The organism is Shewanella sp. MF08487 (assembly GCF_050848685.1).
Taxonomy (GTDB): domain Bacteria; phylum Pseudomonadota; class Gammaproteobacteria; order Enterobacterales; family Shewanellaceae; genus Shewanella; species Shewanella glacialipiscicola.
On sequence record NZ_JBOZPB010000012.1, the window covers coordinates 71,637 to 97,530 of the forward strand.

A 25,894-nucleotide genomic window follows, 5' to 3' on the forward strand; every position below is an offset into this window, starting at 1 on the left:
ACATCACCATGAACAAGTTTTTAATCATCGATGCTCTCAACTTGGTTCGCCGCATCTATGCGGCGATCCCAGATGACACTGATATGCAAAGTTTGACGGAGCGCGTAAGTCTGGCGTGCTCTAAACTGCTGCGAGTCCATCGCCCAACGCATGTGGCTATGGTGTGGGATGGTGATGAAATCTCCTGGCGCAAACAACTTTACCCCGATTATAAGAAAGGCCGAAAACCTATGCCTGAACCGTTGGCAATGGGTTTGGCGGCGCTGCAAGCGCACTTAAGTGCGTTAAATATAGGCTCAATTTACGCCGCTGCAGAAGTTGATGATGTGATTGCAACACTGGCAATAAAAATGGCTAAAGCCCAAGGTGAAGCGATTATTGTGTCCACCGATAAAGGTTTTAGCCAACTCAACCATCGCCATATCACTCAGTGGGATCATTTTAATCAGCAATACCTTGATATCGCCGCGCTTGAGCACAAGTTTGGTGTCGAACGTAGTCAGTTTCTAGATTTAATGGCGCTCGCAGGTGATAGTGGTAATAAAATCCCTGGGATTGCCGGTATTGGCCCTAAATCTGCAGCCGAATTATTGAAAACCTTCAGAACTCTACCCACGTTGTTTTCATCATTATCAAACTTAGGCGCTAAGCAGGCGAAAAAACTCGCCGAAGGAAAAGAGATGGCTAGACTGAGCTATAAGTTAGCGCAACTACAAACGGACTTACCGCTTAATATTAATTTAAAAGACTTTCGTGTTATTTATTCCCCGCCTGAAAACCCCAGCAATTAAGACTAGACTTCTGTTAACTCAGTTACAACAAATGCATTTACCTAAGAACAGTAACAACGTATTTTATGGACGAGCTTAAATCACTCATCGAATGAGATAAGGAAATAACGATAAAATGAAATCAAAAATATCGATCATTATCGGTAGTATTTTTGCCGCTTATGTTGCCTTTGTTGCTGTAGTTGTACTGGTTTATGAGCCGACACCCGATGATATGAATTGGGAAGATAGACAGGTATACAACAGCCAAAAAATGAGCGATTTAACTCTAGGGCAAGATATTATCTCAGTAAAAAATTTGCTGGGTAAAGCCGACTTTTCCGAGGCAAAAGCACTAAAAGAAACTAAGTTACAGGTAATGTTTTATCGCACCCATCATGGCAAATCAGATGGAGTGACGACAAAAGAAGAATGCACGCCACTCATTTTTGAAAATGATAAATTAATCGCTTGGGGCCAAGATACCTATAAGCAATATTTTGATGTGGGCACAGACACGACGATCAGCTCACCCAACAACATCTTGACTAACGAATAAACACAGCGAACAAAAACATAAAAACACCACCGAATAGGTGGCGTTTTTGTATTCACAATCGAGAAGTCACTTAGTAGCGATATAGCAACTCACTTATAAACTCGGTAAATGTCAGCGGGCGGCTTATTCATCATCGGGTTTGTACTCGACGTAAGCTTCACCTTTACTGAGCCATGCGGGCGCAGGTGTCCCCTTCAGATAATGGTCAAAATACTGCATCATACGAATGCTGTAATCGAGCTTATTAGGGTATTTTTTCAAATGATGTGGCTCGTCCTCGTATTGTAAGAACACCACATCTTTACCCGCGCGGCGCATGGCTAAGTACATTTCAACACCTTGTTCCCAAGGCACTGCATCGTCTTTATCACCAAACATAATCATTAAAGGCGTTTGAATACGGTCAGCGTAAAATACCGGTGAGTTTTCAATGTATTTCTGCAGTGCAGCAAACAAACTGGCACCAATACGACTCTGGCCCGTTTCGTACTGGAACTGACGCGCCACTCCCGTCCCATGGCGAATACCGCTGTAAGCGCTGGTCATGTTCGATACTGGAGCACCGGCTACTGCCGCCTTAAACATCTTAGTTTGGGTAATGGCAAACGCTGTTTGGTAACCACTCCAAGAATGACCTTGCAGGCCAATGGCATCGGGATCGGCAACGCCCATATCAATGAGTTTTTGCACGCCAGATGTCAGCGCCTGTACTGAACTTGCCCCAGGGTAGCCAATCTCAAAACGGATATCAGGTAGGAACACCGCATAGCCATTATTGATATACCAAGCAAAATTAGGTCGGTGGTTGATGTTCATTTGCGGAAACGCATGCAGTCTATCGGTCATAAAGCGATAGTAATAAACCAATACAGGAACGCGCTTACCCGCTTGATAATTAGTCGGCTTAATCAGCACACCATCTAACGGCTTACCATCGCCATTGGTCCAGTGAACTAACTCAGCTTGGCTCCAATTAAACGCTTGGCGCTGCTTATCTAAATCGGTCTGCTTAACTGCATTTTGCGGCGCGCTATAACTCGCCGTATACAAATCGGGGAATACGTCAAAACGCTCCTTAGAAAACACTATCGTATCAGCATCGTGACTGCGGCCTAATACGGTCAGCTTATACTCGCCTTGCATCAGTGTCTTAACGCCCGCCTCGCCCAATCTTGCTTGGTAAAACCCATCAGCTTTGGTTTTATCACTATAACCATGAAGTAAAATGGTTGCGTTGTAGGCAAGCTCAGTCGGCTCGTCGGGCTTATCGACTAAGCCCGCTAGTCGATATTGGATTTTCTGAGCACGACCTTTGCCCTCTGTTAAGGTAAAACCGGCTTTAGATTCGGTATTAAATTGCCAAACATCGTATTTGTCATAAACCAATATCCCGGCGTCATCCTTAAGCCAAGGACCAAACCCATATCCCGGCGCGCTAGAAGGATAATCGTGATCTTCATCGGCAAAACTGACCTTTAAAGATCTGGTTAAGTTGGAACGTTGCGCCTGTGCAATATCATAAAGATACACATTACCCTGCTGATAATAGACAACATACTTACCATTACCCGATAAGCTTGGCTCAGCATCACTTGGCTGCTGGGTCAAAAATGGTACCTTGAGGCCAGTATTAATATCAACCAGATAATAGTCTTGATAAAACCCAGCCCAAGTTGCCATCTTGCGATAGGGCAAATCGGAACTGGCTAACATAAAACGTTTGTGCTGTGAAATCGTCACATCCGGCACGGTTTTATCACCAAGTTGCACTAGGTTATTGGAGCCTAAATGCAATACCGCAAGATAGCTGCGCTTTTGCTCGTCTTCATATTGCTTGATTTCATGGGGTTTAATACGTGGGTCATCACCATGCCACACCTTAAGTCCACGCTGCGCGGTGACAATATCGGCATCAAATAAATCTTTTTCTTCGGTGATTTTCTGCAAACTCAGCTGCTGACTCACCTCTGGCACACGGCCGAAGAACAGCCGTTCGCTGTCCAATGAAAAGCTTAAATGAGTATAACGATTGAGCTTCCATTCGGGCGACTCTGGAGTTTTATTGATTTTGCCCGATGATAAATCGACTAAGGATAACTGATAGCTGCGACCATAGGGTAACTCACTGTCTTTACCTTGAGTAAACGCCAGCCAACGGCCATTTTTAGCCAATGCCAAAGCCCCAACTTGTTGGCTAGGTGAGTCAAAGACAACTGTTTTTTTATTAGTATTTAAATCTACTAACTGCAACTGATGTTGCTTATTGGCAATATCATTTACCGCTAATGCCAGCCTGCGGTTACCTTTATCAAATACATAACCGGTAACCTGCTCAATATCGATTTGCTGAGTTTGATTTTCTAAGCTGAGCAAAGTAAAACGACGGCCTTGGTCAAACTTGTCCACCTTTGGTTTCGCCGGTTTTGCTGTGCTTGCTGTGCCGACTTCGACTAATGTTTCTACAACTTTTGGCTCAACTTCTTTTTTGGACTCTTCGTCGGCTTCAAACCAAATAGCCAGATGTTTACCTTCGTCACTAAAGGTAAATTCTTGCACGCGCTCAAAGCGAGTTTGTGTGCCCGTCTGGGTATCAAGTAATACCATGGCAGATTTAAGCTTTTTCTTCGCTTTAGCATCACTCGTTTCAAGCGTGAGTAAACTCGGTTTGACCGCCACAGCAACATAACGACCATCATGACTCACTTGCGGATCTGAGCCACCAGCAACTTGATAGGCTAGTTGCGACAAGATATTTTTTACAATGACATGGCTATTGCCACGATCAGGCGATGACTCAACCGCGATAACCTGTCCTTTATCTGAAATAACCGGTTTACCGAGGGATTCAAAATGCATAATGTCAGTTAAGGTAAGCGGCTTAGTACTATTTCCCGCTAGTACTGGCGGCAATATCCCGATAGACAATAGCATCGCAGATGTAATAGATATTAACTTCAATGTCTTCCTCTTTTATATATTTGTTAGACTAAAGTAGACTTTTTAACCATTGGGTTTCCATCATGGTGAGAAGCTTGTCTTTTTACAAGTTATACCATATAAAAAATCGTGATATTACTCACTATTCCCTGTGAAGTTTGATCAAAGGTGGGTAAAATAATGCGCAGAAAAAATACCCATTTCATAGTCCTGTCATCCAGTTAACCTGGGGCAGACAATTGCAGTAACCACGAACCGTGGAAGGACTTCTCCATGTCAAAAAGAACGATAACCGTAATTCCAGGTGATGGAATTGGCCCAAGTATCATTGATTCAGCCTTACAAATTCTTGATAAAGTAGGCTGTGATTTTGAATATGAATTTGCCGATGCCGGCCTTACAGCACTTGAAAAACAAGGTGAGTTACTGCCGCAGCGCACGCTGGATCTGATTGAAAAAAACCGCATAACACTAAAAGGTCCGCTAACAACGCCTGTGGGTGAAGGTTTTACTTCAATCAACGTCACTTTGCGTAAAAAATTCGGTCTCTATGCTAACGTGCGCCCAGTGTTATCTTTCAAAGGCACCAAGGCTCGTTACGAAAATATCGATATCATCACAGTCCGTGAAAACACCGAAGGCATGTATTCAGGTTTCGGTCAAAAAGTGTCTGAAGATGGATTAACGGCTGAAGCGACCAGTGTTATTACGCGTCAAGGTGCTGAGCAAATCGCCACTTTCGCTTATGAGCTGGCTCGTAAAGAAAACCGTAAAAAAGTCACTATCGTTCATAAAGCTAACATCATGAAGTCAACCTCAGGTTTATTTCTGAAAGTGGCCCGTGAAGTAAGCCTACGTTACCCTGACATCAAAACAGAAGAAATGATTGTCGATGCAACGTGTATGAAGTTAGTTATGAACCCAGAAAACTTCGATGTGATCGTCACAACTAACCTGTTTGGTGACATTTTATCGGATCTGTGTGCAGGTTTAGTCGGCGGTTTAGGCATGGCACCCGGTGCAAACATTGGCCGTGACGCAGCAATTTTTGAAGCCGTTCACGGTAGTGCACCTGATATCGCTGGCAAAAATCTCGCAAACCCAACCTCAGTCATTTTAGCGTCTATCCAAATGCTGGAATACTTAGGCATGGCTGACAAAGCAGAGCAAATCCGTAAAGCCGTATCGGCAGTGATTGCAGAAGGCGACCGTACAACTCACGATTTAGGTGGTACACACGGCACGACTGATTTCACTCAAGCGGTACTTGAGCGTCTGTAATAATGTCTAGTGCGTTACAGACTAATCTATAACGGGCTTGTTCAATCTTAAGCTTCGGTTTAAAACTCAAATGAACAGACACTAAAAAGCCCCAAAGTTTCCTTTGGGGCTTTTTGTTATGTCACTTTTAAAACCTGCGTCAATTTAGTGCAAGATAATCGCAGGGGTTAATTCCATGCAGTATTTGGACGCAGCCATAAATGCACAGTCACTTCATCTCGGTCATGGTAAAGATGCTTACACTGTACTTTAAAATCGGTAACACCATTTTCTTTTAAAATAGTCTGCATAGTTTCAAGAATCGCAATGACTTCTTTATAACGACTCTTCATCGGTAATTTAAGGTTAAAGATTGCTTCCTTAAACCAGCCATTAATCGCCCATGCTTCAATCAACTCGGCTACGCGCGCGGGTTTTTCAACCATGTCGCACACTAACCAATAGATATTCTTGCGCTGTGGCTCAAAACGAAAACCGTCTTCACGGAAATGTTTCACCTGCCCCGTTTGCATTAACTTCTCATCCATAGGGCCATTATCTACCGCAGAGACAAACATACCGCGACGCACAAGTTGATAAGTCCAACCGCCAGGACACGCGCCTAAATCGACTGAGTTCATACCACTGCGAATTCGCTCTTCTTGCTCTTCTTTGGGCACGAACTGACCAAAGGCCTCATCAAGCTTTAAGCTAGAACGACTCGGTGCATCTGCCGCCATTCTTAGGCGTGGAATACCCATAAAATGGGGAGAGCTATTATTACTATAAGAATATCCCACATAAGCACGACCCGGCCCCACAAAACACACATGGATAATTGGACGTTTTGGATTTTCTTGGGCGAGCAAACTACCCGCCTTTTTCAAATGCTGGCGTAACGGTACGGTGAACTTACGACAAAAAGCCGATAACTCTTTGGCCTCGTTAGTGTCTGGCGTTTCAACGCGTAATTCACCCGCTTTACTGACATCGCTTAAGGCGGCAACGATTGGCGTCACTCTGTCATTTTCTGGCAAATCGACTAATAAATCGCTGGCGGCAAACATTTGGCGAGCAAAAATTAATGAAGCGAGTGGTAATTGCTTAACTAACGCCTCAGCTGCATCGTCTTCAAAGCCTTGGAATACCACATAAGCGTCATTATTGTTCGCTTTAACAAAGCCGCCCACATTAAGCTCTGCGGCGCGTTGCTGAATTTCTGCCGCGCATTCTTTTTCAAAGCCAGCACGGCAAAATAAAAATAGGTTTTTCATGGGGGATCCCTGAGAAATCCAAGCCAAAGTTCTGGCTGACTATCAATTTGGGCGCCAGTATAACAATTTAAGTAAAAAAATGCCCTATTTGCCGTCAATGCAAACAGGGCGTAGGTATCTTACCGATTAAAACGTTTAAGCTAATTTTCAAGCTTTAAAACGGGATTTATTATTTTGTATTAAGATTCATGACCATCCACCACTTTATGACGCCATACCGCCGCAGCAAATAACAACCAACCGAGTAGAAAACACCCGCCACCAATTGGAGTAATGGGCCCAAGCCATTTAGTGCCGATAAGTGCCAATCCATATAACGAACCAGAAAATAGCATAATACCCACAATAAATAGGTATGCCGCCCAGTCCAACAAACGTGACGTCAACCATTGGCCCGAAAACGCGACCATAACCAAGGCAAAAGTATGATAGAAATGATATTGCACACCTAAGTTAAACACTTCAATTAAGTCTGGTGGTGCTACAGCCTTAAGGCCATGGGCACCAAAAGCGCCTAAAGCAACCGCTAAAAATCCGCTCATGGCGGCAAGTAATAATAAACCTTTACGCATTTAACACTCCTGCTGAAATAGACTTAATTCATTCAATATTTATGCAAGCAACATTCTGCTCACCAATGAAATCACTCGATAAATCAATGGCACGTGCAAGATTTGCGGCTTCTGTAGTACCTGACGACTTTCTTGGAGTAAAACTATGATCACCATCAGTTAACCAAGCGAGTTTAATCTCGGGTTTCAACGGCCAGTTCGGTATTTGCTCTTTGCCACCAAACTTATCCCGCTCGCCCTGCACGACTAATACAGGAACTTGGCATTCATTCAACGGCTCCAACCTAGGATCGCCGCCTTTAAGCGGTACAAAGGGATAACCTAAACAAATCACTCTATCGATATGCGCGGCTAATACAGGATCACACGCTAATAGCGCCGCCATGCGTCCGCCCATAGATTTCCCCATCAGTATCACACGCTCAACTGCTGGCAATGATTGAGCAATATCGAGCATCTGTGTCAAACAAGTGAGTAATTTAGGTGTACGGTCCGGTGGACGTCTTTTACCGTCAACAGCATTCGTCTGCATATAGGGAAAATTAAAGCGCATGACTTGAAAACCCTTAGCTACAAGCCCCGCCGACATCGCCTGCATAAAATCTGAGTCCATGTTAGCCCCTGCGCCATGGGCAAATAAAATCAAGCTACTTGCAGGCAGCCCGTCTACGATATAACTGGGCTTATCCGGGCAACAACTCACTACGTGACTCCTCGGCAAACATATCTAACATCCATTCACGAAACGCCACTACTTTACCCAGCTCAGCATGGTTTTGATGGCAAACTAAGTAGTATGCATCCTTACTCACCAATACTTCTTCAAATGGACACACAAGTCGCCCCGCTTTAATATCGGGACGTGCTAGTACGCTATAGCCTAATGCCACACCTTGACCATGGGCTGCGGCCTGTAATACCAAAGATGAATGACTGAATATCGGCCCCTGGTTCACATTAATATCAGTAATCCCACACTGCCGAAACCATGCCTGCCAATCGTGACGGTTCATGTCATGTAAGAGTGTGTGATATTTCAAATCGCTCGGTTGTGATAGTGGCTTTGTACCATTGAGTAACATGGGTGAACACACTGGAATAAGCACTTCGTTTCTGAGCTTATCAGCGCGCAGACCAGGCCAACTGCCTAAACCATAATAGATGGCGACATCGACGTCGTCCGTTAAAGAACTCGACTCACTATCGACCGCTTTAATGCGTACATCAATATCAGGATTTTTTTCACTGAACTTGGCTAAACGAGGCACTAACCACTGGATAGCGAAACTCGGTGACATACTCACAGTGAGCGAGCCTACAGCACTGCGGGCTAATAGTCGGTCAGTGGCATCGGCGAGTTGAATAAAGACATCTTTGATGTCAAGAAAGTAACTCTGCCCTTCTTCGGTTAATAATAAAGAACGGTTTTTTCGGCGAAATAATTTTAATCCGAGGAAATCTTCTAATGCCTTAATTTGATGACTTACCGCAGCTTGGGTAACGAACAATTCTTCCGCCGCTCGGGTAAAACTCAAGTGCCGCGCCGCGGCTTCAAATGCTTTAACCGCGTTCAGCGGTGGTAATCGTCTTGACATCGTGATCTCTATCTCATTTTTTAATTAGTTTTTCTAATCCTTATTGTTACATTTAATCGTTTGTAAAGGCCAGCTATTTTGGTTAAATTTTGTGCCAGAGAAACACACGTTAGACAATCTCGAATCGGTGATGGGAATGTCTGACAAGGTCATTTTGTCAGCCCGGAGGCGACTATGTTCAATGTAAAATCGGCGTTTGCGTTAGTCTTTATCTCAGCACTCAGTTTTAATGCCAATGCTAATGTGCTCGTTGATGAAATCGTCATCGATACTAGCGACTTACAAACAAGTATTACTGCAGACTTAAGTGCCGCGATGGATAAAATGCATCAAGAACTACTGCAAGAAGCCACCCTGTTGATTGCTGAAGATGATGCGATTCCCACCCCGCAAGTTGTTAAAGCCGACTAGTTGATAACAAATTTCAGGTTATTTTATAAAAGTGACCCAAAGAAAAACCGCATTAATATGCGGTTTTTTATTTTTTGTGTTTAATCGGACTAAAAGTCCTACTGCTACGGTTCATTCTCCGCACAATAAGCTCATCTACACAGTTTTATGGGCGATATACTTTCACGTTGCTGTAACCTTGCTCAATTAAATACAGCGCCTGCAATTTACTCATCACCCCGCGCTCACAATACAATAAATAAGTCTTTTGCTTATCGAGATCGGCAAACTGAGTCGCTAATTTGAAGAAAGGAATTTGTTTGATCTCTACCCCTTCAATTTGCAACGGCTTACGCTCTTCTTCTTCGGGAGCGCGAATATCAATAACCACTTCATTAGCATCAATACTGGCAACCGTTTCAGTCTCAGTTATCTGAGTATCCATTTGTTCAGCTATTTCCCTGATATCGATAGTGACAGATTGAGCGATGATTTGATCAATCAAGTCCTCTGAGAATTTTTTCTCTTCCGCTTCGACTTTAGCGAGTACCGCCTTCACCGTAGGCTTTTGCGAAATAACGCCGCAGTATTCAGGCATCGATTTAGCAAAGTCTTCAGTACCAATTCGGCGACTCTCATTAATAATGTCTTGCTTATCCATGGCTATCAGCGGACGTAAAATTAACAGCTCTGTACAACGGTCAATCACGTTAAGGTTGGTTAACGTCTGGCTAGACACTTGGCCTAAGCTCTCACCGGTCACCAGTGCTTGAATGCCCATACGTTCAGCAATACGCGCCGCAGTGCGCATCATCATACGCTTAAGCACAACACCCATTTGACCGTTATCAATACGCTCTAAAATCTGTTCTACAACAGGTTCAAAAGGGATTGAAATGAATTTAACTTTATGCGATTCACCGTAGGTTTTCCATAAATGGTAGGCAACTTGCTTAACACCAATTTCATGCTGAGCGCCGCCCAAATTAAAGAAGCAGTAATGGGTACGAGCGCCTTTTTTGATAAATTGATAGCTAGAGACCCCTGAATCAAAACCACCCGAAATCAATGACAATACATCTTCCTGTGTCGCCATTGGGAAACCGCCTAAGCCTTCAATACGCTTAGTGACCATGTACAGATTATCGCGGTCAATTTCGAGGTTAACGGTAATATCTGGATTTTTTAAACGCACGCCAACAGCATCAGTAAACTGATTTAAGCCGCCACCAACATAACGCTCAACCTCAATCGACTTAAAATCATGATCGCCAGAACGTTTCACTCGCACGCAAAAAGTTTTGCCCGCAAGTTGGTCGCGATAAACTGGTAAAACTTGCTGATAAATATCATCCACAGATTCAAAGCTGTATTCATCAACTTGCACAACGTGTGCAATACCCGGAATACATGCCAGACGCTCACCAAAGGCTTGGGCTAACTCAGGTTTGTCCTTAGGTACCATTACCATAATGCGATCCCATTGACGTTGGACCTTAGCGTCTTCATCAACTTTTTTCAGCACATTACGAATATTGGTTTCGAGCATTTTGGTGAAGCGCATACGAACCGGTTTGCTCTTCATCATGATTTCTGGATACAGCTTTACAATAAACTTCATGGGATTTCCGCGGGCAATTTTTAAACAGTAAAATTGGCTAAAATAATAATCGGAGGATTATATACCCAAACGACCTAAAAATGCGAGTTTCAGCATGCTTACATCGTCGCAATTTAAGACATTTTCGAGCCTAAAACTAAGCCGGATTTAAGTCGATTTAAGCACTGAAAACTCTCCAAAATTAACATTCTATTGCAATAGGATAAACTGAATTCCACTTTATTTTGGCCCTAAAAATCGTCGCCAAAAGATAAAAACACCTATTTTGCGCATAAAAAAAGCCGCGATATTATCGCGGCTTTAGCACAAACGTAAATAGGTATATTAGCGGTTACTTTCCTATTTGGATTTCTTCCGATTCTTTCGCCTTACCTTGCTCAATGGCAATTTCAACCCTACGGTTACGGGCACGATCATCCGGTGAATCGTTTGGCACTATCGGGTTGTTCGAGGCCATACCTACGACTTTCATTCGTTTCGAATCAAAACCTTTAACCTGCAATAACTCATGGGCTACGGCGACCGCACGTTTACTGGATAAATCCCAGTTAGAGCTATAGAGCTCATCGCTAATTTGCATATCATCGGTGTAACCTGACACGGTAATAATACCTGGCACATCTTTTAAAAGCTCACCCACAGATCGTACTACGGGTTTAAAGCGAGGTTGCAAAAAACCTGATCCCGAGGCAAACGAGCCCTTTTCACGGATACGGATAATAATCTGCTGACCTAAAGACTCAATTTCAATCGAACCATCAATAATTTCTTTATTGAGCTCTAGTGCCATTCTTTTAACTTGCTCGTTGATTTTGTCCTGTGCAGCGGTTGCTTCAGCTTCAACCGCCTTGGCAATATCTTGCGTCGTAGCACTTGCCTCACCACCGCGCTGAGAACCATCTTGTTGTTGTGAGCCACCAGAACTATCGTCTTCACCCGCTTTATAATCCAGCACGGGCTCAGTCATTTCGTTGGTTTGTTGATTGATAATCTCAATCGGCGTGGGATCAGGACGGCCGGGCCTAAACTCTAATGCAATAACCGAAGTCCCTTTAGGTATGTCTTTCAGTTCAACTTTATTTTGTACGCCAAAAGCATATTTCATCGAGCCCGCGATCTGCTTAAACTTCATCACGTCCATTTCAGAGAATGACAATAACAAGACGAAGAAACACATCAACAACGACATCAAGTCGGCAAATGTTGCCAACCAGGCCGGTGCTCCTGGCGGTGGACAGTTGCACTTAGCCATGGGCTACTCTCCGTCCGTTGTATCGATTTTACGATTTTTTTCAGCTAAATAATTTTTTAAGAAACCTTCAATTACGCGGGGGTTTTGTCCATCTTGGATAGCAAGTACGGCATCCATAATCAAATTACGATTAAGCATTTCTTCCCCCATTCGCAGCGATAATTTATCTGCAACCGGAATAGCGACCATATTTGCCATCATGGAACCGTATAATGTGGTTAACAGCGCAACCGCCATAGAGGGGCCAATCGATTTCGGATCCGACATATTAGACAGCATAGCAACAAGACCTACGAGCGTACCTATCATCCCCATTGCTGGGCCAACATCACCAATGGCTCTAAATATGGCAACCCCAGTGCGATGACGCTCTTCGGTCAGGGAAATATCTTTCTCTAATGCTGCACGGACGACTTCGCCATCGTGACCATCAACAAGCATATCGACGGCTTTTTGCATAAAACTATTGGTAATTTGTGCTTCTTCTAAGGCTAAAAAGCCACCTTTACGTGCCGCATCGGCCATCGTGACGGCTTGCTCAATTAAATCTTCAGGTTTATCAATCTTAAATATAAAGGCTTTCGCTGCGATTTTTACTGCACCCAAAAATTGCTTAAGATTAAACTTCATCATAACTACGAAGAAAGACCCACCAAACACAATAAGGATCGAGGGCACATCAACGAAAATCATTAAACCGCCACTGGTCACCATAGCGCCGAGAATAAAAACAAAGGCACCCACTATTCCAATTATTGTTGCTAAATCCACGACGGCTCCTCAATTTTTGTCATAAACAACATCATACTTACCCCGAGTAAGCAATGGCACTCAGATAACCGACTGAGTTAAAGAATCCGACTAAGCCCACGTGCGAGCTTTGTGTATCGAGTTCAAAATTACGATACAAATGATGATACTATTGTCAGTTATCGGACATACACTAAGCAAGTTTAGCGACTATTTATATTTTCTGGAAAAAATTCAGTTACAAAGCGTGCTATTGAGCAAATATTTATTGTCTGAATTTGACCCTCGTGTCGCCCTGATATACCTTGTGTCCGCTAAATTAAAGGAAATATACACGTGGCTAAAAAACCCGAAAATCTCAGTTTCGAAGAATCCCTTGGTGAGCTAGAGCGCATCGTCGCCGATTTAGAGCAAGGCGATATCTCACTCGATGATGCATTAAAACAATTTGAACGTGGCATTAGTCTGGTTCGAAACAGTCAAGCTAAACTCGAACACGCTCAACAAAAAGTTGCCATCTTATTGAAGCCAGATGAAAATGCGCCGCTGTCTTCCTATGCCGTTGAGGGCGAGTAAGCATGTTAACCTGTGCTATTCAAGAATATCAACAACGCATTGATCATCAATTAAAACAGCGCTTTAGTATGCTTGAAGATATTGCGCCACAATTAAAAGCCGCCATGGCCTATGGGGCTTTATTGGGTGGAAAACGCATTCGTCCATTCCTGGTTTACAGTATCGGTCGCATGTTTAGTGTCGAGCTCGAGAAATTAGATGCGTGCGCGGCTGCGATTGAATGTATCCATGCTTATTCACTTATTCATGACGATTTACCCGCCATGGATAATGATGAGCTGCGCCGTGGTCAGCCCACAGTGCATATCGCTTATGATGAAGCGACCGCTATTTTAGCAGGAGATGCGCTGCAAACCTTAGCATTTGAAATTATTACCGAAGCCGTGCCTGGCATCAGTAGTGAACAACATATTGCTATGGTCAGAGTATTAGCTAAAGCTTCCGGTTATCGTGGTATGTGCGGTGGTCAAGCAATAGACTTAGCCTCGACCAATAAAAATATTGATATTAACGAGCTCACTAAGCTACACAATATGAAAACCGGCGCCCTTATCAGCTGTGCCGTTGAGTTAGCTTTAATTGCCGCTAACGCACCTAAAGCTCACTATACTGCTATGATGGATTTTGCCCACGCCATCGGGCTCGCCTTCCAAGTACAAGACGATATTCTCGACATCATAGCCACTACCGAAGAGCTAGGTAAGCCGCAAGGCTCTGATACAGAATCAAATAAGAGTACTTTTCCACAACTACTTGGACTACAAGGTGCACAAGACACCGCCAAACAACTGATCCAAGAGGCACTATCAGTGCTGGCTAAATTGCCCTACAATAGCCAGTTAATTGCAGATTTCGCCCGCTATATCATTGAGCGAAGAATATAATAAGAGTCGAAGTATCTCGCTATGAGTTTGGACATTTCTCAGTTTCCCGTGTTGGCACAGGCCAACACCCCTAATGAACTCCGCCAGCTTCCTCAGGCACTTTTACCACAAGTAGCCGACGAACTACGCGAGTTCCTTCTTAAGTCTGTTGGCATATCCAGCGGACATTTTGCCTCTGGGCTCGGCACAGTGGAACTCACTGTTGCGCTGCACTATGTCTACAACACCCCTTTTGATAGGCTGATTTGGGATGTGGGCCATCAGGCTTATCCCCATAAAATCCTCACGGGTCGTCGCGATAAAATGCAGACCATTCGGCAAAAAGACGGTCTACATCCTTTCCCATGGCGCGAAGAAAGTGAGTACGACACTTTCAGTGTTGGCCATTCAGGTACCTCAATCAGCGCAGCACTGGCGATGGCCATTATCGCTGAAAAAGAGCAAGCAGGTCGTAAAGTGGTTGCCGTAATCGGTGATGGAGCGATGACCGGCGGTATGGTGTTTGAGGCCATGAATCACGCAGGCGACTTACACAATGACATGCTTGTTGTTTTGAATGACAACGAAATGTCGATTTCTGAAAATGTGGGCGCTCTTAATAATCATTTAGCACAACTGATGTCAGGCCGGTTCTACACCACTTTGCGCGAAGGCGGTAAAAAAGTGTTAAAAGGCATGCCAGTCATCAAAGAAATGGCGAAGCGTACAGAGGAACACCTTAAGGGTATGGTTGTTCCTGGCACTTTATTTGAAGAGTTAGGTTTCAATTATATTGGCCCAATCGATGGCCACGATGTTGATGCTCTGGTCGAGACCATGCGCAATATGCGTAATCTTAAAGGTCCACAGGTATTGCACATCATGACTAAGAAAGGTCGTGGTTATGAACCGGCAGAAAAAGACCCTATCGGTTGGCATGCTGTGCCTAAGTTTGATCCTACACAGTTTAAAAAACCGGCCACAAAACCTGGTTTGCCGACCTTTTCGCAAGTGTTTGGTAAATGGTTATGCGACATCGCCGAGCAAGATGAAAAAGTATTAGCGATTACCCCAGCCATGCGTGAAGGTTCGGGCATGGTGGAGTTTTCCCAGCGTTTCCCAAAACAATATTTTGATGCTGCGATAGCCGAACAGCATGCTGTTACCCTAGCGGCAGGTTTTGCCTGCGAAGGTTACAAACCGATAGTGGCGATTTACTCCACATTCCTGCAACGCGCCTATGATCAGCTGATTCATGATGTGGCACTGCAACAATTACCGGTATTATTTGCCATTGATCGCGGCGGTATTGTCGGTGCGGATGGGCCAACCCATCAGGGCGCATTTGATTTAAGCTTTATGCGCTGCATACCAAACATGGTCATTATGGCGCCTTCGGACGAAAATGAATGTCGCCAAATGCTCTATACCGGTTATTGCTATAACGCTGGCCCAAGTGCAGTGCGCTATCCTAGAGGCTCTGCTACAGGTGAAACCCAAGTCGAAGCGATGACAGCCTTACCGATAGGTAAAGGCGTAGTGAAACGTGTTGGTCAACGCGTTGCCATTCTCAACTTTGGTACGACCTTAGCGTCGGCATTAACCGCCGCCCAGAGTCTTGATGCCACAGTCGTCGATATGCGCTTTGTGAAACCACTCGATGTCGAACTGGTGACACAAATGGCGCAAACCCACGATGTACTGGTGACTATCGAAGAAAATGCCATCATGGGTGGTGCGGGCTCCGGGGTACTTGAGCTGCTACAAAAGCTAAAAATGCCTAAGGCCGTATTACAAATCGGCTTGCCCGACGAGTTTATTAAGCACGGTTCGCCAGAAGAAGTGATCCACGACTTACAACTGGATGCAGAAGGCATACTGGCACAAATTAATACATATTTGTCGCAATAGGCTGGGCTTGTTTATCGAGTTTCAGAGGTGCTTTCTTGTAAGACATTAGTTTGTAAGGTGCTAGTTTGTAAAACGTAAGCTACTCTCATAATATTTCGCCCATAAAAAAGGACTGCAATAGCAGTCCTTTTTTATTGCTGTCTTTATAACAGCTGCCTAGCCAATAAAGCTTAAGCTTGGATATCTATCGTTGCGCTTTCTTGGTTAGGGCCACCCTGTGACACCATCACCATCGCTGGGCGCAGTAAGCGACTGTTCAGCTCATAACCCTTTTGCATCACCAACATCACAGTGTTAGCAGGGAATTCACTGCTTGGTTGCATGCCAATCGCTTGATGTTGGTCAGGGTTAAATGACTGACCTTGTGGGTCAATTTGCTTAACACCAAATTTAGCCACCGCAGTAAGCAAGCTTTTTTGAGTTAACTCAACGCCTTGATAAATCGCTTTCGTCGCGTCATCTTCTGGGTTTGTACCCATTAAAGCGCGTTCCATATTATCAAGTACTGGCAAAAGTTCACCCGCGAACTTTTCCAAGGCAAACTTATTCGCTTTTTCCACATCCATTGCAGCGCGACGACGAATATTATCGACCTCGGCGGCGGCGCGGATCACTGAATCCTTCTGTTCTTCAACTTTCGCCAAAGCTTCAGCGAGTAACTGTTCTAGCTCTTCAATGCGGAAATTTGCCTGGGTAAGCTCATCGATAAGACTTGCCTCTGTGGTAGATACTTCAGACTCTACACCCTCTTGGATCAGATCCTGTTCTACTTTAATCGATTCGTTGCTCATTTTCACTCCAGCTAAAAATGCTTTGTTTCTGAAATACTCTGGGCATATTATGGGGATCAATTTTGATGTTTCAAGGCCTAAGGGCAGATCTAGCATAAATATGACCACAAAGTTTCACACTATCGGCCTAATCGGCAAACCTCATCATCAAGGGACTAACCAAACCTTAAAACGCCTGCACTATTGGCTGACAATGCAAGGCTTTGAGGTATTAGTTGAAGAGCGTGTTGCAGCCGAATTAGGACCGAGCATAGAGGCCGTTGATTTACTCGAAATTGGTGCGCGCTGCGACTTAGCCATAGTCGTGGGTGGAGACGGTAATATGCTCGGTGCTGCAAGGGTATTAGCCCGTTTCGATTTAGGCGTCATTGGCGTCAACCGCGGTAATTTGGGCTTTTTAACTGATTTACCCCCCGACACCTTCGAAGAAGCTCTTGCCAAAGTACTCGACGGAGAGTTTGATACCGAGCATAGGTTCTTACTTGAAGCTGAGGTGTATCGCAACGGAGAGCTTAAAGCGAGTAACACTGCTGTGAATGAAGCAGTACTCCACCCGGGTAAAATTGCTCACATGATTGAATTTGAAGTCTATATTGACGATCAATTCATGTACAGCCAACGTGCCGATGGCATGATAGTGTCCACGCCAACGGGCTCAACGGCCTATGCGCTTTCTGCAGGAGGTGCGATTCTTACGCCTAATCTACAAGCTCTGATCTTGGTGCCTATGTTTCCACACACATTATCTTGTCGTCCGATTGTGGTTGATGCTTGCAGCACCATTAAGATGGTGGTTTCACCTGAGAATGGTGAAAACCTCGAAGTCAGCTGTGATGGCCACGTGCATTTAGCCGTGTTACCGGGCGATGAAATCATAGTGCGCCGCAGCTCAGAACGTTTACGGCTTATTCATCCTAAAGGACACAACTATTTCCACGTGCTGCGGACCAAATTAGGCTGGGGCAGCAAATTATTTTAAGTCAGTATCATGTTATTAATACCCTTCTAAAAGAGACATACCGTCTCTTTTTTTATTAATATAAATTCTTCCCTCTACCACATTCAAATATTCAATTCCCATTAGCATCAATATGACTCTATCGCCCTAGGTTTTATTTCGCGCTAGACATATTCTTGATAGGGTTTAGTGACTCATTAAAAAGCTAAACATAACTTAATTAACGGTAATTTAATTTCAAAATAATATAGATTTAATTAAGTGACGCTCATCACAACAAAGTATCACTCATTAAATAAGTGACCTACATCACACAACAAAAGCAACCAACAAAAATAAAAATACATTTAAAAACAAATAATTAAAAACAAATCCATTAGGGTTTTATATTTAAAAATCTTAAAATATGCGATACCTATCACATATTTAATGTGTAATTAACACACCAAAACCACTCATTAATGAAATAAATAGATCGGTTTATTGCATTTATAGCTAAATACGCGTGTTACAAGTCAGTTTTTATAACAAAAATCATGGTAATTAAAAATAGATATAACCAAAGTCGACATGCGCCAACCTATCTAAGTGACCAGGCTCACATATAGCAGCATCTATTGAGTGAAGTATCCCGCAACACGGTAAATTAGCATTTCATATAGCGGTGAAAATGATCTAGATCATATTAGTAAAACTCACAAAGACGTCTAGTACACAACACAGAATGTCGAGACCATAAGAACTTGCAACATTAATTGCTGTTTTATCGGTCTGGAAAGTCGACATCAAAGCTGATGAAACCCTAATATTAATAATAAGACAGACCACTTGATGAAGAGGCAAGCATGACAATACTTCAACTCCTCGCCAGCTTGACGCCGGTAATCAGCGTAATGCTATTTTTAGTGTTACTCAGAATGCCTGCATCAAAAGCGATGCCCATTTCAATGCTAGTCACTGCGCTCGCCGCTGTGTTTATCTGGCAAATGGATACTACATTACTAGCGGCATCGGTCCTTGAGGGACTGTTATCGGCAATTACACCACTCACTATTATTTTTGGCGCAGTGTTCTTACTTAACACCCTGAAATATTCAGGGGCAATGGATACTATCCGCGCAGGTTTTACTAACATCAGTGCCGATGCTCGTGTGCAAGTCATCATCATTTGTTGGTTATTTGGTGCCTTTATTGAAGGCAGCGCAGGTTTTGGTACCCCCGCTGCGATTGGTGCGCCGCTGTTAGTATTATTAGGTGTTCCCCCTATTGCCGCAGCTGTGGTCGCGCTAATTGCGGACTCGGCGAGTGTGTCTTTTGGCGCAATTGGTTTACCCGTACTCTTTGGTATGGAGCAAGGCTTAATGCAAGGTGGCGTAAGTATGGCCTCTGCACAAATTGCTGAACATGGCGGCACCTACGCTGACTTCGCGCAGTTTATCGCTATGCACATGATCACTATCGACTTAATTACTGGCTCTTTAATCCCACTGGTTATGGTCGCTATGTTAACAGGCTTTTTTGGTCGAAATAAATCCTTTAAAGAAGGCCTAGCGATTTGGAAGTTTGCGATTTTTGCAGGCCTTGCCTTTACCGTCCCAGCTTGGATAATCAACTATATTGCTGGCCCAGAATTCCCCTCGGTTATAGGTTCTTTAGTCGGTATGGCAATAGTGATCCCTATTGCTCGTAAAGGTTATTTACTGCCTAAAACCCCTTGGAATGATTTTGCTGAGAATGATGCCCAAGAAGGTGTAAAAATTGAAACAACCGCCCGTTTTTCACAAATAGCCGCTTGGACGCCTTATATCATTATGGCGGCGCTGCTGGTGTTATCACGCACAGTTACACCGTTAAAAGCATGGTTATCAGGCTTTAACATCAGTTGGACAGGTCTAATGGGCACTGAACTTAAGGCCAGTTTTGCCACTTTATATGCACCCGGTATTTTCTTCATTGTGGTGTGTATCTTAGGTTTCTTCCTGTTCAGAATGAAAAGCCCTGCGATTAAACAAACGATAGGTGTGTCATGTAAATCCATGTTACCCACCATTATTTCACTCGGCGCGTCAGTGCCTATGGTGAAAATATTCTTAAACTCTGGTGTCAATGGAGCAGGCTTAGCCTCAATGCCAGTTGCATTAGCCGACATGCTGGCGCACTCAATGGGCTCTGTGTGGGCTTGGATGTCGCCTATTGTCGGTATTTTCGGCGCCTTTCTATCGGGTTCTGCAACCTTCTCCAACATGATGTTTTCAGGCCTACAATACAGTGTGGCCGATAATATCGGCATGAATCACGCATTAGTGCTAGCCCTACAGGGCATAGGTGCCAACGCAGGCAACATGATGTGTGTAATGAACGTAGTTGCGGCCGCAACGGTCGTGGGTATGGCAGGACGAGAGTCTGAGATTATTCGTAAGACAATGCCCGTTGCCATTGGTTATGCATTATTGGCCGGTACGATTGCCACACTATGGGGGGGCTTCTAAGCCCACTGAAATCCAAGGCCGCTTCGGCGGCTTTGGTCATTTATTGCGTTAAGAGAGTAACCTTATGTCCATTAATTATACCGCTGTATATCAGGACCTGATTAAACAGCACGGTGAATCTGCCGTATCCAATGATCCTGTCCGCCGCTTTGCTTGGTCTACCGATGCGAGTTATTTTCGCATTGTGCCTGAAATCGTGGTGCATGCAGATAACCTTACACAAGTAAAACACACCCTTGCAGTTGCCCGCGCCTACAAGGTGCCAGTTACCTTTCGCGCAGCAGGCACCAGTTTATCGGGCCAAGCCATTGGTGAAGGCATTTTGCTGATGTTAGGCCACGACGGTTTTAGACAAATTGAAGTCAGCGCCGACAGTCAAAAAATCACCCTCGGCGCGGCAGTTATTGGCGCAGATGCCAACGCCGTATTGCGGCCACTCGACAAAAAAATTGGCCCCGATCCTGCCACATTAGCCTCGGCAATGGTGGGCGGTATCGTGTCAAACAACGCCTCAGGTATGTGCTGCGGCACGGCGCAAAACAGTTATCAAACTATCGCCTCGGCTAAGTTACTGTTTGCCGATGGTACTGAATTAAATACTGGCTGCGACAAATCCAAGGCGGCTTTTAGCCAATCCCACGGCGAATTATTAGATTCATTGACCGCATTAGCCAAACTCACTCGCAGTAATGAAGTCCTCACCCAGCGTATCCGTAAAAAATATTCCATCAAAAACACCACAGGTTACAGCATCAACTCTTTGGTTGATTTCGAAGAGCCATTCGAGCTCATCAACCACTTGATTGTGGGCGCCGAAGGTACCCTAGCCTTTGTTGAAGAAGTCACTTACAACACAGTCGATGAAGCCAAGTTTAAAGCCTCTGCTATGGCAGTATTCTTTAATATGGTCGATGCCGCTAGCGCTATTCCACCGATTATCGGTCACAGTGTTGCCGCCGCCGAATTACTCGACTGGGCATCTATCCAAGCCGTTACCGGTAAAAAAGGCATGCCAGATTGGCTCAGCACATTGCCAGAAGGCGCTGCCATTTTGCTGATTGAATCTCGCGCCAATGATGCACAAACACTAGAAAGTTATACCCAAGATGTTATAGCTAAACTCGCACATCTTAAAACTGAACGCCCCATTACCTTCAGTAGCGATGCCAGTGTTTACAGCAAATACTGGGCAATGCGCTCAGGTTTGTTCCCAATTATTGGCGGCGAGCGCCCTAAGGGCAGCTCAGTTATTATTGAAGACGTCGCCTTTAACGTTGAGCATTTAGCCGAAGCGGCGGCGGATTTAACCGCATTGTTTAACAAACATGGTTACCCAGAAGGGGTGATTTACGGCCATGCCTTAGCGGGTAACTTCCATTTTATCATCACGCCGACTTTTGCATCGCAAGCCGATATCGAACGTTTCCAAGGCTTTATGCAAGATGTCGCTGAAATGGTGATCCATAAATACGACGGTTCGATGAAAGCCGAACACGGCACAGGCCGCGCGGTAGCGCCCTTTGTTGAAATGGAATGGGGCGCCGATGCCTACACCTTAATGAAGCGCATCAAGCATATTTTTGACCCACAAGGCTTGCTCAACCCCGGCGTTATCTTGAACGATGACAGCACAGTGCATGTAAAAAACATTAAGCCCTGCCCTGTGGTCGATGATTTTATAGATAAGTGTATTGAATGTGGATTTTGTGAAAAAACCTGTCCAACATCGGCACTTAACTTCTCACCGCGCCAACGTATTGCCACCTTGCGTGAAATCGAGCGCTTAGAGCAGTCCGGTGATAAAGCAGCAGCAGCCGAAATGCGCGCCGCCGCTAAATACGATGTAGTTGATACCTGCGCCGCGTGTCAGCTTTGTACCATTGCGTGTCCAGTGGATAACAGCATGGGCCAATTGGTACGTAAACTGCGCACGCCGTACATCAGCACGACTGAACAAAAAGTCTTAGATTTCCAAGCCAAACACTTTGGCGCAGTTAACCAGGTTATCAGTTCAGGTTTTGACATGCTTGGCGTGATCCACAAGATCACCGGCGATGGCATCACCAGTGCGCTGATGAAAACCGGCCGCCTGATCTCTAAAGAAGTGCCTTATTGGAACCCAGATTTCCCGAAAGGCGGCAAACTACCAACACCATCACCTGCAAAAGTGGGCCAAGAAACGGTAGTTTACTTCCCAGCCTGTGGCGGCAGAACCTTTGGTCCGACGCCAAAAGATCCCGATAACCGCACTTTGCCAGAAGTGGTCGTCACGCTGCTAGAACGCGCAGGCTATAACGTCATCACGCCAGCAAAAACCCGCGATTTATGTTGCGGCCAGATGTGGGAATCTAAGGGCGACTTTAAAAACGCCGATGCCAAACGCCAAGAACTTATCGATGCGGTGAGCAAAATGACCAATGGTGGCAAGCTGCCGGTGATCGTCGATGCCTTGTCTTGCACCTACCGCACTTTGTCGGGTAATCCAAAAGTACAAATTATCGACTTAGTTGAGTTTATGCACGACAAGCTACTGACTAAGCTCAATATCAGCAAAAAAGTCAATGTGGCACTGCACTTAGGTTGTAGCGCACGCAAGATGAAACTTGAACCTAAGATGCAAGCAATCGCCGATGCCTGCTCTGCGCAAGTGCTAAAACCTGCGGGAATTGACTGCTGCGGTTACGCGGGTGAAAAAGGCTTGTATAAGCCTGAAATCAACGCCAGCGCACTGCGTAATATCAAAAAACTGATCCCTGTCGAGATTAAAGAAGGCTATTACGCCAACCGTATGTGCGAAGTCGGTTTGACCCAACACAGCGGCATTTCCTATCGCCACTTGGCTTATCTGCTCGAAGAGTGTAGCCGCTAATGTAGGATAACAACCGCCGGAAACGAGGCAATATTTTGCCTCGTTTAGGCATATCAGCCCATTATTCTCATTTATTGACAACGTAATTGTTTACATAAATTTAAATCAAAAAGTAAATTATTTTAATCAATAAAATCAACACTTTAAATATTCTCACTTATGAGAATATCAACAAGATTATTTACTAAATTAGCGCTACTTATTCTGTTAAGAACCGCCTATATTGGATTAACCACCTTATAATCTGTATGGACTTTAGGTCATGCAGCAAGGCAATGTCGTTCACTAATAAGAAAGAGAAAACACCATGAAAATCGCCCTTTTCATCCCGTGTCTCGTCAATCAAATGATGCCTGAGGTCGCGATTGCCACCTTAGAATTATTAGAGAAACTCGGACACCAAGTGATTCTACCTGCGGGTCAAACCTGTTGTGGTCAGCCGATGACAAACTCAGGTTGCTTCGATGCAGCGCGCAGCACCACCCTTAAATTGCTCAACGCCTTTAAGGGAGTGGAATGCGACGCCATTGTTTGTCCTGCCGCCTCTTGTTTAGTGGCCGCCAAAGAAAACTTCCACGAGTTTGATAGCAGCCCAGAAGCACAAACTGTGATCAACAAACTTTATGAGCTAACCGAATTTTTACACGATATCGCGCCGATCCCCGCCTTTACCAAGCCCTTCGCGCATAAGATCAGCCTGCAACTGAGTTGCCATGGTATCCGCATGTTGAACCTCGCCACTCCGAGTGAGCAAATGGGGCCAAGATTCAACAAAGTCGAAGCCGTGCTCGCTAATATTACCAGCATAGACATAGTGTATCCCGACCGCCGTGACGAATGCTGCGGCTTTGGTGGCACCTTCGCCGTCGATGAAGGCGCAGTGTCAGCCAAAATGGGCAAAGACAAGGCCCAAGCCCATGCCGCAACGGGTGCTGAGTATGTGGTGGGTTTTGATCCCTCATGCCTGTTGCACCTCGATGGCATGATCCGCAGACAGCAATTGCCGATTGAAATTCGCCACATAGCGCAAGTGCTGAACGCCGCGCTCTAGGAGACTCACCATGGCTTACAATCATAATCACGGGGCTCAAGGCTCACAGGTCCATGCCCATAAAGCCGATATTTTTTGCCGCGACGAAACCCGTGTCGACTGGCATTCAAAAGCGCTGTGGATGCTCAGAGAAAAACGCGACCGCGCCGCGGGTAGCATCCCAGAATGGGAGCAACTGCGTCAGTTAGGCTCAGAAATTAAGCTCCACACGCTAACCCATCTTGCTCAATATCTTGAAACCTTTGAACAAAACTGTATCGCCAATGGCATACAAGTCCATTGGGCCAAAGATGGCGCCGAGCACAATCACATCGTGCATGACATTTTATCGCGCCATAACGTCAAAAAGTTGGTGAAGTCTAAGTCTATGCTGACCGAGGAATGCCACCTCAATCCGTACTTAGAACAACGTGGCATTGAAGTCATCGATACCGACTTAGGTGAGCGGATTATCCAGCTCGCCAAAATGCCACCATCACACATAGTCGTGCCTGCTATCCATATGAAAAAGGAAGAAGTCGGCGACCTCTTCCATGAAAAACTCGGCACTAAAGCGGGGGCATCCGATCCCTTGTATTTAACCCGCGCTGCCCGCGCGCATTTGCGTGAAAAGTTCCTTACCGCGGATGCAGCGATGACAGGCGTGAACATGGCGATTGCCGATAAAGGCGCCGTCGTAGTCTGTACCAACGAAGGCAACGCCGACATGGGCGCTAACTTGCCTAAGTTGCAGTTGCATTCAATGGGAATCGAAAAAGTGGTGCCAGATGTCGATAGCGCAGCCGTCTTGCTACGCACACTGGCGCGCAATGCCACGGGTCAACCTGTCACGACTTATAGCGCCTTTTACCGTGGCCCACAGCCCGAAGGTGAGATGCACATTATTATCGTCGACAATGGCCGCACTGAGATGCTCAAAGATAAAATCCTTGCAGAATCATTGAAGTGTATCCGTTGTGGTGGTTGCCTCAATACCTGTCCTGTGTATCGTCGCTCTGGCGGTTACAGCTATAACTACACCATTCCTGGCCCAATTGGTATCGCAGTGGGCGCTAAGATTGATGACACTAACTCGATTGCCTGGGCCTGTACCTTGTGTGGTAGCTGTACCTATATCTGCCCAACTAAGGTGCCGCTCGATAAGATTATTTTCCACCACAGACGCCTTAAGGCTGAAGCCGGAAAACTCCCCTATGGCAAAAACAGTTACATGCCATTAGTGGGTAAATTTATGGCAAGCGAAACCATGCTGAACTGCTCTATGAGTGTGGCGAGAACTGCGCTGCGCATTCTACCGGGTAGTCTGTTAAAACCCTTTAGCGGTGCATGGGGTAAATACCGTGAACTGCCCGTTGCCCCGAACTCCAGCTTCGAAGCTTGGTTTAAGAAACACAGGAGCCTATAAG

21 protein-coding genes are annotated in these 25,894 nt (G+C 45.0%); 12 read left to right on the forward strand and 9 right to left on the reverse strand.

All coding sequences use genetic code 11. From position 1 onward, the window contains the following. Positions 1 to 8: 8 nt before the first annotated feature. The gene (gene xni / locus ACRN9H_RS10360) at positions 9 to 791 is read left to right on the forward strand and encodes a flap endonuclease Xni (RefSeq protein WP_432313584.1); all 783 of its coding nucleotides are present in this window, start codon (positions 9 to 11) and stop codon (positions 789 to 791) included. A 115-nt stretch (positions 792 to 906) separates the two neighbouring features. After that, positions 907 to 1,329 carry a DUF3192 domain-containing protein gene (locus tag ACRN9H_RS10365; RefSeq protein WP_432313585.1) on the forward strand — a complete coding sequence of 141 codons (423 nt, stop codon included), beginning with the start codon at positions 907 to 909 and terminating at the stop codon, positions 1,327 to 1,329. Between the two features lie 123 nt (positions 1,330 to 1,452). On the opposite strand, the gene ACRN9H_RS10370 is transcribed toward ACRN9H_RS10365, so the two are convergent. Then, the gene (locus tag ACRN9H_RS10370; RefSeq protein WP_432313586.1) at positions 1,453 to 4,287 is read right to left on the reverse strand and encodes a prolyl oligopeptidase family serine peptidase; all 2,835 of its coding nucleotides are present in this window, start codon (positions 4,285 to 4,287) and stop codon (positions 1,453 to 1,455) included. A 252-nt stretch (positions 4,288 to 4,539) separates the two neighbouring features. Between ACRN9H_RS10370 and ACRN9H_RS10375 the strand changes: the two genes are divergently transcribed. After that, positions 4,540 to 5,547, forward strand: a complete 1,008-nt coding sequence (locus tag ACRN9H_RS10375; RefSeq protein WP_220774304.1) for an isocitrate dehydrogenase — start codon at positions 4,540 to 4,542, stop codon at positions 5,545 to 5,547. Between the two features lie 167 nt (positions 5,548 to 5,714). Here ACRN9H_RS10375 and rlmM read toward each other — a convergent pair whose 3' ends face one another. From rlmM to ACRN9H_RS10395, 4 genes are all read right to left on the reverse strand, one after another. Then, positions 5,715 to 6,800 carry a 23S rRNA (cytidine(2498)-2'-O)-methyltransferase RlmM gene (rlmM, locus tag ACRN9H_RS10380; RefSeq protein WP_220774303.1) on the reverse strand — a complete coding sequence of 362 codons (1,086 nt, stop codon included), beginning with the start codon at positions 6,798 to 6,800 and terminating at the stop codon, positions 5,715 to 5,717. Between the two features lie 179 nt (positions 6,801 to 6,979). Next, entirely contained in the window at positions 6,980 to 7,372 is a 393-nt protein-coding gene (locus ACRN9H_RS10385; protein WP_076496856.1) for a DUF423 domain-containing protein, read from the reverse strand. 28 nt (positions 7,373 to 7,400) lie between these two features. After that, the gene (locus ACRN9H_RS10390) at positions 7,401 to 8,075 is read right to left on the reverse strand and encodes an alpha/beta fold hydrolase (protein WP_432305441.1); all 675 of its coding nucleotides are present in this window, start codon (positions 8,073 to 8,075) and stop codon (positions 7,401 to 7,403) included. Beyond that, positions 8,056 to 8,967: a transcriptional regulator GcvA gene (locus ACRN9H_RS10395; protein ID WP_248937968.1), complete on the reverse strand. Its 912-nt coding sequence runs from the start codon at positions 8,965 to 8,967 to the stop codon at positions 8,056 to 8,058. The genes ACRN9H_RS10390 and ACRN9H_RS10395 overlap by 20 nt, the downstream gene beginning before the upstream one ends. Before the next feature lie 174 nt (positions 8,968 to 9,141). On the opposite strand from ACRN9H_RS10395, the gene ACRN9H_RS10400 reads away from it, so the two are divergent. Continuing rightward, the gene (locus tag ACRN9H_RS10400; RefSeq protein WP_220773475.1) at positions 9,142 to 9,378 is read left to right on the forward strand and encodes a hypothetical protein; all 237 of its coding nucleotides are present in this window, start codon (positions 9,142 to 9,144) and stop codon (positions 9,376 to 9,378) included. Positions 9,379 to 9,523: 145 nt separating this feature from the next. Here the strand turns inward: ACRN9H_RS10400 and thiI are convergent, their stop codons facing one another. The 3 genes from thiI to pomA form a co-directional block, all read right to left on the reverse strand. After that, positions 9,524 to 10,978, reverse strand: coding sequence for a tRNA uracil 4-sulfurtransferase ThiI (thiI, locus tag ACRN9H_RS10405; protein WP_220773476.1), 1,455 nt, complete (start codon positions 10,976 to 10,978; stop codon positions 9,524 to 9,526). 331 nt (positions 10,979 to 11,309) lie between these two features. Further along, on the reverse strand, positions 11,310 to 12,230 hold the full coding sequence (locus ACRN9H_RS10410; RefSeq protein ID WP_220773477.1) for a flagellar motor protein MotB: 921 nt from the start codon (positions 12,228 to 12,230) through the stop codon (positions 11,310 to 11,312). Between the two features lie 3 nt (positions 12,231 to 12,233). Next, positions 12,234 to 13,001, reverse strand: coding sequence for a flagellar motor protein PomA (gene pomA, locus ACRN9H_RS10415; RefSeq protein WP_220773478.1), 768 nt, complete (start codon positions 12,999 to 13,001; stop codon positions 12,234 to 12,236). Positions 13,002 to 13,316: 315 nt separating this feature from the next. Between pomA and xseB the strand changes: the two genes are divergently transcribed. Genes xseB through dxs form a run of 3 tightly spaced genes read left to right on the forward strand, consistent with a single transcriptional unit; the run spans position 13,317 to position 16,330 of the window. Next, complete coding sequence (gene xseB / locus ACRN9H_RS10420) at positions 13,317 to 13,556, forward strand: exodeoxyribonuclease VII small subunit (protein WP_263190129.1); 240 nt, start codon at positions 13,317 to 13,319, stop codon at positions 13,554 to 13,556. Between the two features lie 2 nt (positions 13,557 to 13,558). Further along, the gene (ispA, locus tag ACRN9H_RS10425) at positions 13,559 to 14,440 is read left to right on the forward strand and encodes a (2E,6E)-farnesyl diphosphate synthase (RefSeq protein ID WP_432313587.1); all 882 of its coding nucleotides are present in this window, start codon (positions 13,559 to 13,561) and stop codon (positions 14,438 to 14,440) included. Between the two features lie 21 nt (positions 14,441 to 14,461). Then, the gene (dxs, locus tag ACRN9H_RS10430; protein ID WP_432313588.1) at positions 14,462 to 16,330 is read left to right on the forward strand and encodes a 1-deoxy-D-xylulose-5-phosphate synthase; all 1,869 of its coding nucleotides are present in this window, start codon (positions 14,462 to 14,464) and stop codon (positions 16,328 to 16,330) included. A gap of 170 nt (positions 16,331 to 16,500) precedes the next feature. Here the strand turns inward: dxs and grpE are convergent, their stop codons facing one another. Further along, entirely contained in the window at positions 16,501 to 17,121 is a 621-nt protein-coding gene (gene grpE / locus ACRN9H_RS10435) for a nucleotide exchange factor GrpE (protein ID WP_432313589.1), read from the reverse strand. 100 nt (positions 17,122 to 17,221) lie between these two features. On the opposite strand from grpE, the gene nadK reads away from it, so the two are divergent. The 5 genes from nadK (at position 17,222) to ACRN9H_RS10460 (ending at position 25,893) form a co-directional block, all read left to right on the forward strand. After that, entirely contained in the window at positions 17,222 to 18,100 is an 879-nt protein-coding gene (gene nadK, locus ACRN9H_RS10440; protein WP_432313590.1) for an NAD(+) kinase, read from the forward strand. 824 nt (positions 18,101 to 18,924) lie between these two features. Beyond that, positions 18,925 to 20,568, forward strand: coding sequence for an L-lactate permease (locus tag ACRN9H_RS10445; RefSeq protein WP_432313591.1), 1,644 nt, complete (start codon positions 18,925 to 18,927; stop codon positions 20,566 to 20,568). A 64-nt stretch (positions 20,569 to 20,632) separates the two neighbouring features. Beyond that, positions 20,633 to 23,437: an FAD-binding and (Fe-S)-binding domain-containing protein gene (locus ACRN9H_RS10450; RefSeq protein ID WP_432313592.1), complete on the forward strand. Its 2,805-nt coding sequence runs from the start codon at positions 20,633 to 20,635 to the stop codon at positions 23,435 to 23,437. Positions 23,438 to 23,744: 307 nt separating this feature from the next. Continuing rightward, entirely contained in the window at positions 23,745 to 24,488 is a 744-nt protein-coding gene (locus tag ACRN9H_RS10455) for a (Fe-S)-binding protein (protein ID WP_432313593.1), read from the forward strand. A 10-nt stretch (positions 24,489 to 24,498) separates the two neighbouring features. Beyond that, a complete protein-coding gene (locus ACRN9H_RS10460) occupies positions 24,499 to 25,893 on the forward strand; it encodes a lactate utilization protein B (protein ID WP_432313594.1) in 1,395 nt (464 codons plus the stop codon). Position 25,894: the final 1 nt, after the last annotated feature.

What these genes read in the sequence shown, in the direction of transcription:
- ACRN9H_RS10450 (WP_432313592.1), top strand. Translation starts at nt 20,633, where the DNA reads ATGTCCATTAATTATACCGCTGTATATCAGGACCTGATTAAACAGCAC.
- xni (WP_432313584.1), top strand. Translation starts at nt 9, where the DNA reads ATGAACAAGTTTTTAATCATCGATGCTCTCAACTTGGTTCGCCGCATC.
- ACRN9H_RS10375 (WP_220774304.1), top strand. Translation starts at nt 4,540, where the DNA reads ATGTCAAAAAGAACGATAACCGTAATTCCAGGTGATGGAATTGGCCCA.
- ACRN9H_RS10365 (WP_432313585.1), top strand. Translation starts at nt 907, where the DNA reads ATGAAATCAAAAATATCGATCATTATCGGTAGTATTTTTGCCGCTTAT.
- ispA (WP_432313587.1), top strand. Translation starts at nt 13,559, where the DNA reads ATGTTAACCTGTGCTATTCAAGAATATCAACAACGCATTGATCATCAA.
- rlmM (WP_220774303.1), bottom strand. Translation starts at nt 6,800, where the DNA reads ATGAAAAACCTATTTTTATTTTGCCGTGCTGGCTTTGAAAAAGAATGC.
- grpE (WP_432313589.1), bottom strand. Translation starts at nt 17,121, where the DNA reads ATGAGCAACGAATCGATTAAAGTAGAACAGGATCTGATCCAAGAGGGT.
- ACRN9H_RS10410 (WP_220773477.1), bottom strand. Translation starts at nt 12,230, where the DNA reads ATGGCTAAGTGCAACTGTCCACCGCCAGGAGCACCGGCCTGGTTGGCA.
- nadK (WP_432313590.1), top strand. Translation starts at nt 17,222, where the DNA reads ATGACCACAAAGTTTCACACTATCGGCCTAATCGGCAAACCTCATCAT.
- ACRN9H_RS10445 (WP_432313591.1), top strand. Translation starts at nt 18,925, where the DNA reads ATGACAATACTTCAACTCCTCGCCAGCTTGACGCCGGTAATCAGCGTA.
- thiI (WP_220773476.1), bottom strand. Translation starts at nt 10,978, where the DNA reads ATGAAGTTTATTGTAAAGCTGTATCCAGAAATCATGATGAAGAGCAAA.
- ACRN9H_RS10400 (WP_220773475.1), top strand. Translation starts at nt 9,142, where the DNA reads ATGTTCAATGTAAAATCGGCGTTTGCGTTAGTCTTTATCTCAGCACTC.
- ACRN9H_RS10385 (WP_076496856.1), bottom strand. Translation starts at nt 7,372, where the DNA reads ATGCGTAAAGGTTTATTATTACTTGCCGCCATGAGCGGATTTTTAGCG.
- ACRN9H_RS10395 (WP_248937968.1), bottom strand. Translation starts at nt 8,967, where the DNA reads ATGTCAAGACGATTACCACCGCTGAACGCGGTTAAAGCATTTGAAGCC.
- ACRN9H_RS10455 (WP_432313593.1), top strand. Translation starts at nt 23,745, where the DNA reads ATGAAAATCGCCCTTTTCATCCCGTGTCTCGTCAATCAAATGATGCCT.
- dxs (WP_432313588.1), top strand. Translation starts at nt 14,462, where the DNA reads ATGAGTTTGGACATTTCTCAGTTTCCCGTGTTGGCACAGGCCAACACC.
- ACRN9H_RS10460 (WP_432313594.1), top strand. Translation starts at nt 24,499, where the DNA reads ATGGCTTACAATCATAATCACGGGGCTCAAGGCTCACAGGTCCATGCC.